Origin of the sequence: Microvirga sp. KLBC 81 (genome assembly GCF_003075415.1) — a bacterium.
GTDB lineage: Bacteria > Pseudomonadota > Alphaproteobacteria > Rhizobiales > Beijerinckiaceae > Microvirga.
In genome coordinates, this window is the sequence record NZ_QDAH01000016.1 from 1 (window position 1) to 12,307 (window position 12,307).

Below are 12,307 nucleotides of genomic sequence, written 5' to 3' on the forward strand. Positions count from 1 at the left end.
CAGAACCAGGAAGCTATCGGACCAGGACATGGGTTGAATCGAATGGTTGAGACACAGATCCCTCACGGCGGAAATCTCGAGGAAGCCCGGAGGCTCTTTCCCGATGCGCCCGAGCCGTGGGTGGACCTGTCGACGGGGATCAACCCCATAGCGTATCCCATGCCTGCCTTGCCAGCGTCCTCGTTCGAGCGGCTGCCGACACCTGACGCTCACGCGGATCTGGAAGCGGCTGCCGCCGAGGCCTATGGAGCGACGGATGCTGCGGGAGTCGTGGCTGCGCCAGGCACGCAGATCCTCATCAGCCTCCTGCCGCATCTGCGGCCACGCTCGAAGGTTGCCGTGCTGGGGCCGACCTATGCCGAGCATGCGCAGGCCTGGCGCGGAGCAGGGCATGAGGTTGTGGAAATCTTTTCGCCCGATGACGATCACGAGACGGATGTTCTCGTTATCGTCAATCCTAACAACCCCGACGGGCGTATCCTCCAGCGGCGAACGCTGGTCGATCTGGCATCGCGGCTTCATCGGCGCGGCGGCTGGCTTGTGGTGGACGAAGCCTTCGCCGATTTCGACTCCGGCGAGACGATCGTGCCTTCTCTCCCGAACGGGATCATCGTCCTGCGTTCTTTCGGGAAGACCTACGGGCTTGCAGGAATACGACTGGGCTTTGCCATCGCACAGCCTGCCATCGCCGGCCTCGTGCGCGCGGCTCTCGGTCCCTGGGTGGTGGCCGGACCAGCGATCGAGGTGGGGAGAATGGCTCTGCGGGACGGGCAATGGCGGGTTGCCGCTGCCGAGGCCCGAGCGAGAGATGCCGTTCGTCTCGACAAGCTCCTGCGGCATGTGGTCGGAGCGGCCTCAATGGGGACAATACTCTATCGGCTGATCGAGAGCCCTGCCGCAGCGGACCTGTTCACCCATCTTGGGAAGTGTGGAATCTGGACCCGGCGATTCAGGGAAGATCCGAATCGCCTGCGTCTCGGACTTCCGGGATCGGATGAGGCTTGGTTGCGCCTGGAAGCGGCATTTGCCGATTTCGCCGATTAGGGGCGGGAACGCCGCAGGTTCCTATCGTGAAGAGAGCACCGCATGAGAAAAATCTATGTTATCGGACTAGGATCGGGAAATCCCGATCACATGACCATTCAGGCCATCAAGGCGCTCAACGAGGTTGATGTTTTCTTCATGGTCGACAAGGGAGCGGCCGCCAGCGAACTCATCGACGTGCGCGAGGAAATCTGCCGGCGCTTTATTGAGGATCCTCACTACCGGATCGTGCGCGCTCGCAATCCCGAGCGCGATGCACGATCGGCCGATTACCGGCACGGCGTCGAGGAGTGGCACAAGGCAAGGGCCGCTGTCTTCGAGGACCTGATCCGCGATGAACTTGGAGCGGATGAGTGTGGCGCGTTCCTTGTATGGGGCGATCCGTCACTCTACGACAGCACGATCAGGATCCTGCAGCACGTCTTGGCGCAGCGGAGCGTGAGTTTCGAATATGAGGTGATTCCGGGTATCAGCAGCGTTCAGGCGCTCGCGGCAGCCCACAAGATTCCCTTGAACAACATCGGCGAGGCCGTTCACATCACCACGGGACGGAAGCTCGCCGAGGGCCGCATGGGCGATGCCGAAAGCGTCGTGGTCATGCTCGACGGCGAGAACAGCTTCAGGTCCGCTCCGGCCACGAACTCCACTATCTATTGGGGCGCCTACCTCGGTATGCCGGATGAGACGATCATTGCAGGTCCTGTTGAAGAGGTCGCGGATCGGATCGAGGAGGTCCGTCGAACCCTTCGCGAGAAGAAGGGCTGGATCATGGACATATACCTCTTGAAGCAGGAGAGAGACGATGCATGATCGCCAATCCATGCCATCAGATACGAACGCTTCCTCAATGGCTTAGCATCAGACCTTAATGCTCCTTTGCTGTTAGCAGATCAGGTCACGAAGTCCCGGCTGACCGAACACATTATCTTGCATCTTGTGAACCGCTAAATTCGATGTGCTCTCAGACCAAGGCAGATGACGAGCCTCCAACCGGTTCTGTCGCAAGCTCGTTTTTTACTGATCAATACTGTTGGTCCCGCACTGCCTGATTGCCGTGAAACCAACGGCTTAAGGCCACTGCCACAGCGCCAAATTGGCGCTGGGAATGCCTATACTTCAAGTTTGCGACCGAACCGACCGTTGTCCCGCCTATTTTCCAACCCCACACCTGCGATCCGCAAGTCCAAGGCATCTTACTGTGGGAAGAAGAGGTCAGATCTGATTGTAACCAAAGATCGATTTGAGCTCGAGGAACTCTTCAAGCCCGAACACCCCACGCTCGCGCCCGTTGCCGGACTGCTTGTAGCCGCCGAACGGCGCCGCAGGATCACTTGGCACGCCGTTCAGATGGACCATGCCGGCGCGAAGGCGCCGGGCGATCTGCCGGGCGCGCTCAAGGTCCGCCGAGGTCACATAGCTTGAGAGACCAAAGCGGGTATCGTTGGCAATTCCTACGGCTTCATCCTCGCTTTCGTACGGCAAGATGGAGAGCACAGGCCCGAAGATCTCCTCCCGTGCGATCGTCATCTGATTGTGCACGTCCATGAAGACGGTCGGACGAACATAATAGCCCCGCTCTAATCGCGTAGGGCGACCGAGCCCTCCGGTGACGAGCGTTGCCCCCTCCTGCAATCCAGAGGCGATCAGGCTTTGAACCCGCGCGAACTGCGCCTTGTTCGCTACTGGGCCGAGGGTGGTCAATAGCGAGCGCGGTTCTCCCACCACAAGTTCCTCGGCGATGCTCTTGGCGATCGCGGCCGCTTCCGGTTGTCGATGCGCAGGGACGAGCAGGCGGGTTGGCGCGTTGCAGGACTGGCCACTGTTGGCGAAGCAGGCATAGGCCCCATGTCTCACAGCTGTCGCGAAACTTGCATCGTCGAGAAGGATGTTGGGGGACTTGCCACCCAACTCCTGATGAACCCGCTTGAGGGTGTCAGCTGCGGCTTTCGCCACAACGATCCCAGTGTGGGTTGAGCCGGTGAAGGAAACCATATCAACGTCAGGATGAGACACAAGTGCCTGACCGACAGTGGGTCCGTCGCCCTGGATGAGGTTGAACACGCCCGGTGGCACGCCGGCCTCATGCAGGATTTCTGCAAAGATCGAGGCCGAGGCGGGCGCGACCTCACTGGGCTTCAGGATCATCGTGCAGCCGGCAGCAAGCGCTGGGCCAACCTTGCAGGCGATCTGCAGAAGAGGCCAGTTCCACGGGGTGATCAGCCCACAGACCCCGATGGGCTCCCGCGTGATCAGGGTCGAACCCAGTACTATATCGAATTGGTAGGTTTCCAGCGCCTTGATGCTCTGCTGCAGATGAATGAGCCCAGCCGCGACCTGCCGCTCGCGGGCCAGGATGAGGGGGGCTCCCATCTCCAGCAAGACCGCTTCGACAAGATCGTCAGTGCGTCGCCGGTAGCAGTCGACTATGGCCCGCAGGAGATCCAACCGCTCCCGTCGTGTGGTTTGGGCGTACGCTCCGAAGGCCTGCCGGGCTGCGGCAACGGCGCGGTTCACATCACCGACATCACTCGGTGCGAAGGTTGCGAAAACTGCCTCGGTGGCAGGGTTGATGAGGTCGACAAGCCGCGGGGTCTCAGGTGAGACCCACCGTCCATCGATATAGAGATGGTGAAGATGTTGCACCGACCTGCGCCCCTTGCTTCGTCGTCAGCGACAATCTCAGTCGTTCGAGCCAAATCGAGGACCCACACCACAGCGCCCCTTTCGCGAGGCTTGAGCGGTTGTTCCTGAAACCGGACGACATTACTCTCTTCACCATGCGACACCGCGCCGTCAAGAACCCGCGGAAAACGTTGGTTAGACCGCGCGACAGCTCGCTGGATCCGCTTTCTTGTTGGCTGGGTCAAGACACACTTTGGATCGACTCTGGTACCGGGGCCTGTGGCATCTTGAGTGAGGCGCAGCTGTTACGCTATAACTCCCTGATAGGCCGACCGATGTGAACCCGGTCACCCGCCCTGCTGGCACAGTTCCGTAGAGAATACTGGTAATGGTGCTGACCTTGGGAAGAGAGCTGCAACCCATGTCTCGTGCCCGGGCGACCGTGTTGACACTCGCTCCGATGTAGTCCTTGATGCTCTGGCGCTAACGGGTGAGCGCATCAACGATGCCTCTCGTCCGTCTGCCGCACATTCATCGGCACGCAAGCCGATCCGGTCGCAGCCTACCCGGTCAAAACAAGGAGCTCACGTGAAGACCCTCGTCGTCTGTTCCGGCGGATTGGACTCCGTCACCCTCGCCCACAAGGTCGCGGCTGAGCAATCCCTCACCCGCCTCGGTGTGCCGCTTGTTGGATGAGGTCAGCACGCCAAGAACGCCAACCTTGATCTGATTTTCAACTGCTGATGTCATGCGACACCCGATCCATCTTGAACATCTTGGCAGCCTTGACGCATTCACCTGCGCGCAGACATTGTCGCACCTGCCCGATCTGCTGTTCCTGGATAGCGCTCTGCGCCATCCTGTGCTCGGGCGCTACTCCTTCGTCGCCGCGGACCCATTCGGCCGGTTTGTCGTACGGGGTGGACGAGCACTCTGGAACGGCGACCTCTTACCTCAACCGCCGCTATCCGCACTGCGCTCCCTCTTAGATCGGTACCGCCAATCGAGAATTGACAGCCTGCCGCCATTCCAAGGCGGTGCGGCAGGTTATTTCGCGTATGATTTTCGGCACACTCTCGAGAGGCTCACACCGGCGCCGACCGACGTCCCATGCCCTGAAGCCGTGCTCCCATTCTACGATATCGTCGTGAGCTTCGATCACCGTAGCGGCGACGCATGGCTTGTTTCAACGGGCTGGCCAGAGCAGGACCCAGACAAGCGCCAGAAGCGGGCCGCAGCTCGCGCTCAGCAATTCCGGAGGCTTCTCGGCCATGGACCGCGCCAGCTCCGTGACTGCAGGCTCGCGAGTCCATGGACGTCGAACTTCTCGGCCAGCGGCTACATGAAGGCCGTCAAGGCTGTGATCGACTCCATCCTGGCCGGAGACATCTTCCAGGCGAACATTGCCCAGCGCTTTACCGCTCAGGTTTCCGATGAGTTCGATGCGCTTGCCTTCTACGGCCAACTCCGCCGCGTGAATCCTGCGACCTTTGGTGCTTTTCTCAACTTCGATGAGAGTACGATTGCCTCGAGCTCGCCTGAGCGCTTTGTGAAGGTTGATCAGGGCTGTGTCGAGACACGCCCGATCAAAGGCACAGCTGCACGCTCCTCCGATCAGCAGCGCGACCGGGACTTGGCTGAGACGCTGCTGCGCTCCGACAAGGATCGAGCCGAGAACCTGATGATTGTCGATCTGCTGCGCAATGATCTGTCGCGGGTGTGCAAGCCACACACGGTGCGCGCCCCGATGCTGTGCAGCCTGGAGAGCTATGCGGCCGTTCACCATCTCGTCTCGGTCGTCGAGGGTCAACTCCATTCAGGCCTTACGGCGACTGACGTGATCGCCGCCTGTTTCCCGGGTGGGTCGATCACGGGTGCGCCGAAAATCCGCGCCATGGAGATCATCACACAGATCGAACGCTGTGCCCGGCAGGTCTATTGTGGCTCCATCGGCTACTTTGGCTTCGACGGAACGGCTGATACGAACATCGCGATTCGGACCATCATGCTGACAGACGGATCAGCGGTGTTTCATGCCGGCGGCGGGATCACGGCGCTGTCCGACCCGCGGGCCGAGTACGAGGAAACCTTGGCGAAGGCCCAGCGCATTTTTGCGGCCTTTGAAGCATAGACGACCAGAATGATCCTGATCATCGACAACTATGACTCCTTCGTTTTCAACGTCGCACGGTACTTCTTTGAACTGGGCGAGACGGTGAAGGTGGTCCGTAACGATGCGATCAATGTCGACGCAATTCGGGTCCTATCGCCGAGAGCGGTCGTGCTCTCGCCTGGGCCATGCTCTCCGTTGGAAGCCGGTGCGTCCTGCGAGATCATCCGGCATCTCTCGGGAGCGCTCCCGCTTCTTGGGATTTGCCTTGGTCATCAATGCATCGGACAGGTCTTCGGGTGGCGGGTCACGCGGGCGCGCAGGCCCATGCATGGGCGCTCCTCTGCCATCCGTCACAGCGGTCAGGGCATCTTCAACAGCCTGCCCAATCCGTTGCAAGCGGGGCGTTATCATTCGCTGATTGTGGAAGAGGATCGCCGCTCGACGGAGTTGGCGGTAACCGCGCGTTCCGAGGACGGCGAGATCATGGCCCTGCAGCATCGACGCCATCCCACCTATGGCGTGCAGTTTCATCCGGAGTCCATCCTGACCGAGCACGGACACGCGCTGCTGTCCAACTTCCTCGATATCGCGACGAAAGCCGAGGAGGGTCGCCATGCTATGGTTTGATGGGGCGATCTCGAATGATCCGCGAACCGGTTTCGATTTGCGCGACCGAGGGCTTCTGCTGGGCGACGGCTTGTTCGAAACGCTGGTTGTCACGAATGGCAGAGCCTTCATGCTTGACGCGCATCTCGATCGTCTTCTCGCCGGTGCGGCCGCATTGAACATACCAGTAGACCGGGAGTCTCTGCGACGGCCGGTTGACGATCTGGCTGCCGCTCTCCCCGACGGTGGCATCATTCGCCTGACCCTGACCCGAGGAGTGGGACCACGCGGCTTACGGCCTCCGATTGACCAACAGCCCACCATCTTTGCGGCTGCGTCCGCACCATGGTCTCCAACTCCGGCGGCGGCGGAGGTGCGCCTGGTGACGACGCGGATTCGGCGCAATCCTTCTTCGCCCACATCACGATACAAAACGCTCGCTTATCTCGATAATGTCCTCGCCCTACAGGACGCGTTGGACCGAGGCGCTGACGACGCGCTCCTTCTGGCAGCTGGCGGGCAGGTGGCCTGCACCAGCGCCGGGAACATTTTTATCATCGAGGGTGAGAGGCTCCTCACCCCATCCCTCGACAATGGAGTGTTGCCTGGAATCACCCGCGCCCTTGTTCTCAATGTCTTGGCACTCGAACTCGGTCTGATCCCACAAGAAGTGAACCTGTCGAAGGACAGCCTGTTTCAAGCCGATGCCGTGTTCCTGACCAATTCTGTGGCGCTTGTGGCGCACGCGACGGAACTCGATGGCAAGCCGCTCTCCCGCTCCGGGCGGAAAACAGTCGAGCATATCCGCGCCAATCTCCTCGCCTTGATGAATTAGCAACAGTTTGTGAGATTGGCCGGACGTTGGAAATTGGCGGCAGCAGCCGTGTACTCAGCTAGGCCAGCTTCGTGATGCCACTGCAATTCAAGTCAGCGAGGATGTCGGCAATCATTTTCCGACCGAGCTTCAGATCAGGTGCGATCTCGGCCAGCGGCACCAGAACAAAGGCGCGCTCCGCCAGATACGGATGGGGAAGCATCAGGCTGGGGGTGTTCACCTCAAGATCATCGTAGGTGAGAATATCGATGTCGATCACCCGAGGTCCCCACTTGACCTCGCGAACCCGCCCCAGCTCCTGCTCCACCCGAAGGCACAGGGCCAAGAGGTCATGCGGCGCGAGCTCGGTTTCGGCGACTGCGCAGGCATTCACAAACCAGTCCTGAGCCACGGGCCCCCACGGCTCCGTGCGGTAGTCGGCAGAGCGGGTGAGAATTCTTGCCCCACCCGCGTCAAGAGCTGACAGCGCTTTGGCAATGTTGCCGCGCTTGTCGCCGAGATTGCTGCCGAGGCTGAGCGTGACCCTAGCCATCGCGCGACCGCCTGATCTCGACGCTCACACCATCGAGGATGAACGGAACCGGAGCCTCAGGTTTTTCAACACGGACGGCCACAGATGTAATCCGTGGGGATCGCTCGAGCGCGCCTGCGGCAATTGCCTCAGCCAAGCCTTCGATGGTGTGGAAGCGACGCGTCGTGCCAATCTCATGAACGAGCTTGGCGAGGCTCGCGTAGCAGACGGTCTGCCGGTAATCATCGGCCTGCCCGGCCGGCTTCAGGTCGAGCGAGCAGGTCAGGCTGACGTAAAACCGCTGCCCCAGACGGGCCTCTTCGGCATGAACGCCGTGGTGGGCGTACAGCGCCAGACGAGAGAGTGTGATCGTGTCGGTCAAGGTACATTCCTCAGCAGGATGTCAGCTACGCGGCAGGCTTCCACATGAGCCTGCACGTCGTGGACGCGAACGATATCGGCACCCCGGCTCACGGCGGCCAGATGCGCTCCCAAGGTGCCAAAGAGCCGGTCTCGTGGGGGGACTTGGGGGTGGTAGAAGCGGCTCAGGACCGATTTGCGGGAGGCTCCCACGAGCACGGGGAAGCCCAGTGCCTTCAGCTCCGGCAGGCGGCGGAGGGCTTCAAGGTTCTGGTCGGCGGTTTTGCCGAAGCCAATGCCGGGATCAAGGATCAAACGTGCATCCGGAATGCCGGCTTGGCGGGCCAGAGCCAGGGAATGCTCGAAGAAACGCAGCATGTCGGCCATGATGTCGAGCGAAGCATCGACCTCTGCGCGATTGTGCATCACGATCACGAAAGCACCATGTTCCGCCACGACTGCCGGCATGTCGGGATCGCGCTGGAATCCCCAGACGTCGTTGACGATCCTCGCTCCCGCCCTAAGGGCAGCCTGGGCCGTCAACGCCCGATAGGTGTCGATGGAGATCGGCACCTTCAGGATCTGCGCAAGCTCACGAATAACCGGGATGACGCGCCGCTGCTCCTCATCGGCCCCCACGGGCGTATGCCCCGGCCGCGTGGACTCTCCGCCGACATCAATGATGTCAGCGCCCGCCTGCTTCATCTCGCGGGCATGTTTAACCGCAGTGGCATGATCGCTGAACAGACCTCCATCCGAAAACGAGTCGGGCGTGACGTTCAGGACACCCATGATCAAGGTGCGTGTGCCGAGTTCTTTCAGGATCGCTATCATGGCTCACTTCAGGTCAGACGGGTCTCCTTCTGTCGCGGTTTGCGCCAGAAGTCGAGCTTTGGTTGATAGGAGGGCCAAGAGGCACTGCTCGAAGCCAGCCGCAATTTCAGTCCATCCTCGGCTCCGGTGCTTGAGCAGATCAGGCTTCTTTATCCCTCCTGCTGAGAAGCCATGGCGGCTCTGAGGAAGCGTGTGATGGAATGCATTCTTATTGACACCTGCATGTCTATTGTCGTTTATGCCGCGCAGAAGCAGATGGGGTGAGCGCTTGGTAGAGCCGCGCGTTCACAGGTCCATCCACTTCACGTTCATCGGCACGCAAGCCGATCCGGTCGCAGCCTACCCGGTCAAAACAAGGAGCCCTGGTGAACACCTCGTCATCGGTTCCGGCGGATTGGACTCCGCCATGCTCGCGCACAAGGTTGCAGCTGAGCGAACCTTCACGCTGCTCAGCGTGCCGCACGACACCATCGAGATCTCCGCCGTCGGATGTCTCCCGACCGGCGCTGACCAGCTGCCGCGTGTCAGGCACAGGCTCACCAACGAGACCTGAATGACTTACGCAGTCAAAGAGATCTTCCTGACGCTTCAGGGCGAAGGCGCGCAAGCCGGCCGAACCGCCGTCTTCTGCCGCTTTGCCGGCTGCAATCTCTGGTCAGGGCGGGAGAGCGACCGGGCCGCGGCTGCTTGCCGGTTTTGCGACACAGACTTCGTGGGCACCAATGGGACCTTCGGCGGACGCTATGCCACCGCCGCCGACCTGTGCCACCGAATCGAGGAGCTTTGGGGACCCGGGACCGATCATCGGCTTGTCGTGCTGACGGGAGGCGAGCCGCTGCTCCAGGTCGACGCCGCTCTCATCGATGAACTGCATCGCCGCTCCTTCACAATTGCGGTCGAGACAAACGGCACAGTCGAGCCGCCGCCGGGCCTCGACTGGATCTGCGTCAGCCCGAAGGGCAGCACCGCGCTCAAGATCCGCGCTGGTCATGAACTGAAGCTGGTCTTTCCGCAGGAGGATGCGCCGCCCGAGCGGTTTGCCTCCTTGTCCTTCGAGCGGTTCTCGCTTCAGCCCATGGACGGGCCGGATCAGGTCGTGAACACGGCGCGGGCCGTCGAGTATTGCCTGGCTCATCCGCAATGGCGGCTGAGCCTCCAAACACACAAGTACTTAGGGATCCGCTGATGTGGGAACTCACCAAGTCGTTTAACTTCGAAGCCGCCCATACTCTGACTGGCACCACGCTCGGGCCAGCGAGCGAGGAGATCCATGGCCATTCCTTCCGGGCCGAGGTCGCCGTGCGCGGGCTGCCCGATCCCGAAACGGGCATGCTGATCGACCTCGGCCTGCTGGAGGGCAAGCTCGCAGAGACGCGCCGGACGCTCGATCACAAGTTCCTCAACCGGATCGAGGGGCTGGAGCGACCAACCTTGGAGAATATCACCCGGTTCATCTTCGAGCGGGTCCAGCATGTCGGGCCCATCGCAAGGGTGACGATCTACCGCGATAGCTGCGGCGAAACCTGCACCTACTACGCGCCGGCTGACCATGAACGCCGCTGACTTCTCCGCTCTCGTGGTCTTTTCGGGCGGGCAGGACTCGACCACCTGTCTGGCTTGGGCGCTGTCGCGTTATGAGCGGGTCGAGACGATCGGATTCTCGTATGGCCAGCGCCACGCGGTCGAAATGGACTGTCGGGAGCCAATCCGGCGGGCGCTTGCCAGTCTGTCGCCGTTCTGGGCCAGCCGCCTCGGACCGGACCGGGTGATCCCGCTCGATGTGCTGGGCGAGGTGAGTGTGAGCGCGTTGACGGCAGACCTGCCGGTGGCCAGCAGCCGTGCGGACGGGCTTCCTGCGACCTTCGTTCCCGGGCGCAATCTGGTGTTCCTCACCTTTGCGGCGATCGTGGCCTTTCAACGTGGCTTGAAGCGCGTGGTGACAGGCGTCTGCGAGACGGACTTCAGCGGTTATCCCGATTGCCGCGACGACACGGTCAAAGCACTCCAGACCGCGCTCAACCTCGGCATGAACGCGCGGCTGGTGCTCGAGACGCCACTGATGTGGATCGACAAGGCCGAAACCTGGGCTCTCGCTGAAACGGTGGGCGGGGACGCGCTCGTCGAGCTGATCGTGCGGGAAACCCACACCTGCTACAACGGAGATCGCGGCACCCGGCACGACTGGGGCTTTGGGTGTGGCGAGTGCGACGCCTGTCGGTTGCGGTCAGCGGGGTGGCAGCGTTACACCCAGGTGCGGAGCTGACGAATCTGGAGCTGAATCATGAGTGGGATTATGGGGAGGCATGTGATGCCGTGTGCCCCATCCCGACGGTTCCATTCGAGACCGCATCGAGCACCGCAACCGGCGGCACGATCTCGCCTGTAGCCAAAAGGTGAATCTGAAGTCGGCCGCCGCTCATCGCATTGATGCGCTCGGCGATCAGGTGCGTGGAGATTCCGAGACCGGTGCGGTTCTTTGGCCACGAGGTGACCCTGTGCCAGTGCAGGGGCTGAGCGCGAACGACAGTCGGGGCGGCAAGAGCCGAGGCACCAATGCCAAGCGCCGCACGGCGTGAGTGATTAGGACCACTTGGCATGGAAGTGATGCACGGGTCCGTCCCCGCGCCCGATCTGGAGTTGGTCGGAGGCACCGATGGCGGCGCTGATGAAGCTCTTCCCGGCTGCAACCGCGTCGTCGAGCGACAGGCCTTTGGCAAGCCCGGCTGCAATGGCCGAGGACAGGGTGCAGCCGGTGCCGTGCGTGTTGCGGGTGTCGATGCGAGAAGCCGCAAAGCGCCGTATGCCCTGCTGATCCATGAGAATGTCGGTGCTCTCCAGTCCTGTGCCGTGGCCGCCTTTCACCAGAACGGCTTTGGGGCCCAATGCGAGGATGCGCTCGGCCTGGCGGCACATGGCCTGCTCGTCCTGAGCCAGCGGCTCGTCGAGGAGGGCCGCGGCCTCTGGAAGATTGGGCGTGACGAGCAGCGCCATGGGAAGCAACACGCGGCGCAGCGCGTCAACGGCCTGCGGCGCGAGCAGACGGTCGCCGCTTGCCGCCACCATCACGGGATCGAGTACGATCCGCGTCGCACTGTAACGCGTAAGCCCTTCCGCCACGGCTTCGATGATAGCGGGTTGTGACAGCATGCCGACCTTCACCGCGTTGATGGTGAGATCGGAGAAGACGCTGTCGATCTGCTGCGTGACAAAGGTGGGCGGAACATCGTGAATGCCCTGAACACCAATAGTGTTCTGCGCCGTGAGCGCGGTAATCACGCTGGCCCCATAGACACCGAGTGCCGAGAAGGTCTTGAGGTCCGCCTGGATGCCGGCGCCACCGCCTGAATCCGAGCCCGCGATCGTGACGGCGATGGCAGTCATG

The 12,307-nt window shown here is 61.6% G+C and carries 15 protein-coding genes and 1 pseudogene; 10 read left to right on the forward strand and 6 right to left on the reverse strand.

The window, feature by feature from the left end; translation table 11 throughout:
- Positions 1–42: 42 nt before the first annotated feature.
- Both cobD and cobF read left to right on the forward strand, forming a co-directional pair.
- Positions 43–1,044: a threonine-phosphate decarboxylase CobD gene (cobD, locus tag DC522_RS12645; protein ID WP_116529069.1), complete on the forward strand. Its 1,002-nt coding sequence runs from the start codon at positions 43–45 to the stop codon at positions 1,042–1,044.
- A gap of 42 nt (positions 1,045–1,086) precedes the next feature.
- Positions 1,087–1,854, forward strand: a complete 768-nt coding sequence (gene cobF, locus DC522_RS12650; RefSeq protein WP_116529070.1) for a precorrin-6A synthase (deacetylating) — start codon at positions 1,087–1,089, stop codon at positions 1,852–1,854.
- Between the two features lie 402 nt (positions 1,855–2,256).
- Here cobF and DC522_RS12655 read toward each other — a convergent pair whose 3' ends face one another.
- Complete coding sequence (locus tag DC522_RS12655; protein ID WP_116529071.1) at positions 2,257–3,687, reverse strand: aldehyde dehydrogenase family protein; 1,431 nt, start codon at positions 3,685–3,687, stop codon at positions 2,257–2,259.
- A gap of 567 nt (positions 3,688–4,254) precedes the next feature.
- Here DC522_RS12655 and DC522_RS12660 point away from each other — a divergent pair.
- The 4 genes and pseudogenes from DC522_RS12660 to DC522_RS12675 all read left to right on the forward strand — a co-directional run.
- Positions 4,255–4,341: pseudogene (locus DC522_RS12660) on the forward strand (7-cyano-7-deazaguanine synthase); the annotation flags it as partial.
- 73 nt (positions 4,342–4,414) lie between these two features.
- Complete coding sequence (gene pabB, locus DC522_RS12665; RefSeq protein ID WP_116529072.1) at positions 4,415–5,797, forward strand: aminodeoxychorismate synthase component I; 1,383 nt, start codon at positions 4,415–4,417, stop codon at positions 5,795–5,797.
- Between the two features lie 9 nt (positions 5,798–5,806).
- Entirely contained in the window at positions 5,807–6,406 is a 600-nt protein-coding gene (locus DC522_RS12670) for an aminodeoxychorismate/anthranilate synthase component II (protein WP_116529073.1), read from the forward strand.
- On the forward strand, positions 6,393–7,220 hold the full coding sequence (locus DC522_RS12675; protein ID WP_116529074.1) for an aminotransferase class IV: 828 nt from the start codon (positions 6,393–6,395) through the stop codon (positions 7,218–7,220). Before DC522_RS12670 ends, DC522_RS12675 begins: the two co-directional genes overlap by 14 nt.
- A gap of 58 nt (positions 7,221–7,278) precedes the next feature.
- Here the strand turns inward: DC522_RS12675 and folK are convergent, their stop codons facing one another.
- The 3 genes from folK to folP are packed head-to-tail and all read right to left on the reverse strand — an operon-like array spanning position 7,279 to position 8,925.
- Complete coding sequence (gene folK / locus DC522_RS12680) at positions 7,279–7,752, reverse strand: 2-amino-4-hydroxy-6-hydroxymethyldihydropteridine diphosphokinase (RefSeq protein WP_116529075.1); 474 nt, start codon at positions 7,750–7,752, stop codon at positions 7,279–7,281.
- Positions 7,745–8,113 carry a dihydroneopterin aldolase gene (gene folB, locus DC522_RS12685; RefSeq protein ID WP_047189702.1) on the reverse strand — a complete coding sequence of 123 codons (369 nt, stop codon included), beginning with the start codon at positions 8,111–8,113 and terminating at the stop codon, positions 7,745–7,747. The genes folK and folB overlap by 8 nt, the downstream gene beginning before the upstream one ends.
- Positions 8,110–8,925, reverse strand: a complete 816-nt coding sequence (gene folP / locus DC522_RS12690; RefSeq protein WP_116529076.1) for a dihydropteroate synthase — start codon at positions 8,923–8,925, stop codon at positions 8,110–8,112. The genes folB and folP overlap by 4 nt, the downstream gene beginning before the upstream one ends.
- Positions 8,926–9,193: 268 nt before the next feature.
- Here folP and DC522_RS12695 point away from each other — a divergent pair, with 268 nt between their 5' ends.
- Genes DC522_RS12695 through queC form a run of 4 tightly spaced genes read left to right on the forward strand, consistent with a single transcriptional unit; the run spans position 9,194 to position 11,188 of the window.
- Positions 9,194–9,478 carry a hypothetical protein gene (locus DC522_RS12695; protein WP_047189704.1) on the forward strand — a complete coding sequence of 95 codons (285 nt, stop codon included), beginning with the start codon at positions 9,194–9,196 and terminating at the stop codon, positions 9,476–9,478.
- Positions 9,479–10,111 carry a 7-carboxy-7-deazaguanine synthase gene (gene queE / locus DC522_RS12700; RefSeq protein ID WP_047189705.1) on the forward strand — a complete coding sequence of 211 codons (633 nt, stop codon included), beginning with the start codon at positions 9,479–9,481 and terminating at the stop codon, positions 10,109–10,111. It begins immediately after the preceding gene.
- Positions 10,111–10,488 (forward strand): 6-carboxytetrahydropterin synthase, encoded by a 378-nt coding sequence (locus tag DC522_RS12705; protein ID WP_047189706.1) that lies wholly within the window; start codon positions 10,111–10,113, stop codon positions 10,486–10,488. The genes queE and DC522_RS12705 overlap by 1 nt, the downstream gene beginning before the upstream one ends.
- The gene (gene queC, locus DC522_RS12710) at positions 10,475–11,188 is read left to right on the forward strand and encodes a 7-cyano-7-deazaguanine synthase QueC (protein WP_047189707.1); all 714 of its coding nucleotides are present in this window, start codon (positions 10,475–10,477) and stop codon (positions 11,186–11,188) included. The genes DC522_RS12705 and queC overlap by 14 nt, the downstream gene beginning before the upstream one ends.
- 28 nt (positions 11,189–11,216) lie before the next feature.
- Here the strand turns inward: queC and DC522_RS12715 are convergent, their stop codons facing one another.
- Entirely contained in the window at positions 11,217–11,522 is a 306-nt protein-coding gene (locus DC522_RS12715) for a hypothetical protein (protein WP_116529077.1), read from the reverse strand.
- Complete coding sequence (thiD, locus tag DC522_RS12720; RefSeq protein ID WP_116529078.1) at positions 11,506–12,306, reverse strand: bifunctional hydroxymethylpyrimidine kinase/phosphomethylpyrimidine kinase; 801 nt, start codon at positions 12,304–12,306, stop codon at positions 11,506–11,508. The genes DC522_RS12715 and thiD overlap by 17 nt, the downstream gene beginning before the upstream one ends.
- Position 12,307: the final 1 nt, after the last annotated feature.

Excerpts from the sequence above, each read along its gene's own strand:
- cobF (WP_116529070.1), top strand. The coding sequence starts at position 1,087 with ATGAGAAAAATCTATGTTATCGGACTAGGATCGGGAAATCCCGATCAC.
- folP (WP_116529076.1), bottom strand. The coding sequence starts at position 8,925 with ATGATAGCGATCCTGAAAGAACTCGGCACACGCACCTTGATCATGGGT.
- cobD (WP_116529069.1), top strand. The coding sequence starts at position 43 with ATGGTTGAGACACAGATCCCTCACGGCGGAAATCTCGAGGAAGCCCGG.
- DC522_RS12675 (WP_116529074.1), top strand. The coding sequence starts at position 6,393 with ATGCTATGGTTTGATGGGGCGATCTCGAATGATCCGCGAACCGGTTTC.
- queC (WP_047189707.1), top strand. The coding sequence starts at position 10,475 with ATGAACGCCGCTGACTTCTCCGCTCTCGTGGTCTTTTCGGGCGGGCAG.
- DC522_RS12705 (WP_047189706.1), top strand. The coding sequence starts at position 10,111 with ATGTGGGAACTCACCAAGTCGTTTAACTTCGAAGCCGCCCATACTCTG.
- DC522_RS12715 (WP_116529077.1), bottom strand. The coding sequence starts at position 11,522 with ATGCCAAGTGGTCCTAATCACTCACGCCGTGCGGCGCTTGGCATTGGT.
- DC522_RS12670 (WP_116529073.1), top strand. The coding sequence starts at position 5,807 with ATGATCCTGATCATCGACAACTATGACTCCTTCGTTTTCAACGTCGCA.
- queE (WP_047189705.1), top strand. The coding sequence starts at position 9,479 with ATGACTTACGCAGTCAAAGAGATCTTCCTGACGCTTCAGGGCGAAGGC.
- folK (WP_116529075.1), bottom strand. The coding sequence starts at position 7,752 with ATGGCTAGGGTCACGCTCAGCCTCGGCAGCAATCTCGGCGACAAGCGC.
- pabB (WP_116529072.1), top strand. The coding sequence starts at position 4,415 with ATGCGACACCCGATCCATCTTGAACATCTTGGCAGCCTTGACGCATTC.
- thiD (WP_116529078.1), bottom strand. The coding sequence starts at position 12,306 with ATGACTGCCATCGCCGTCACGATCGCGGGCTCGGATTCAGGCGGTGGC.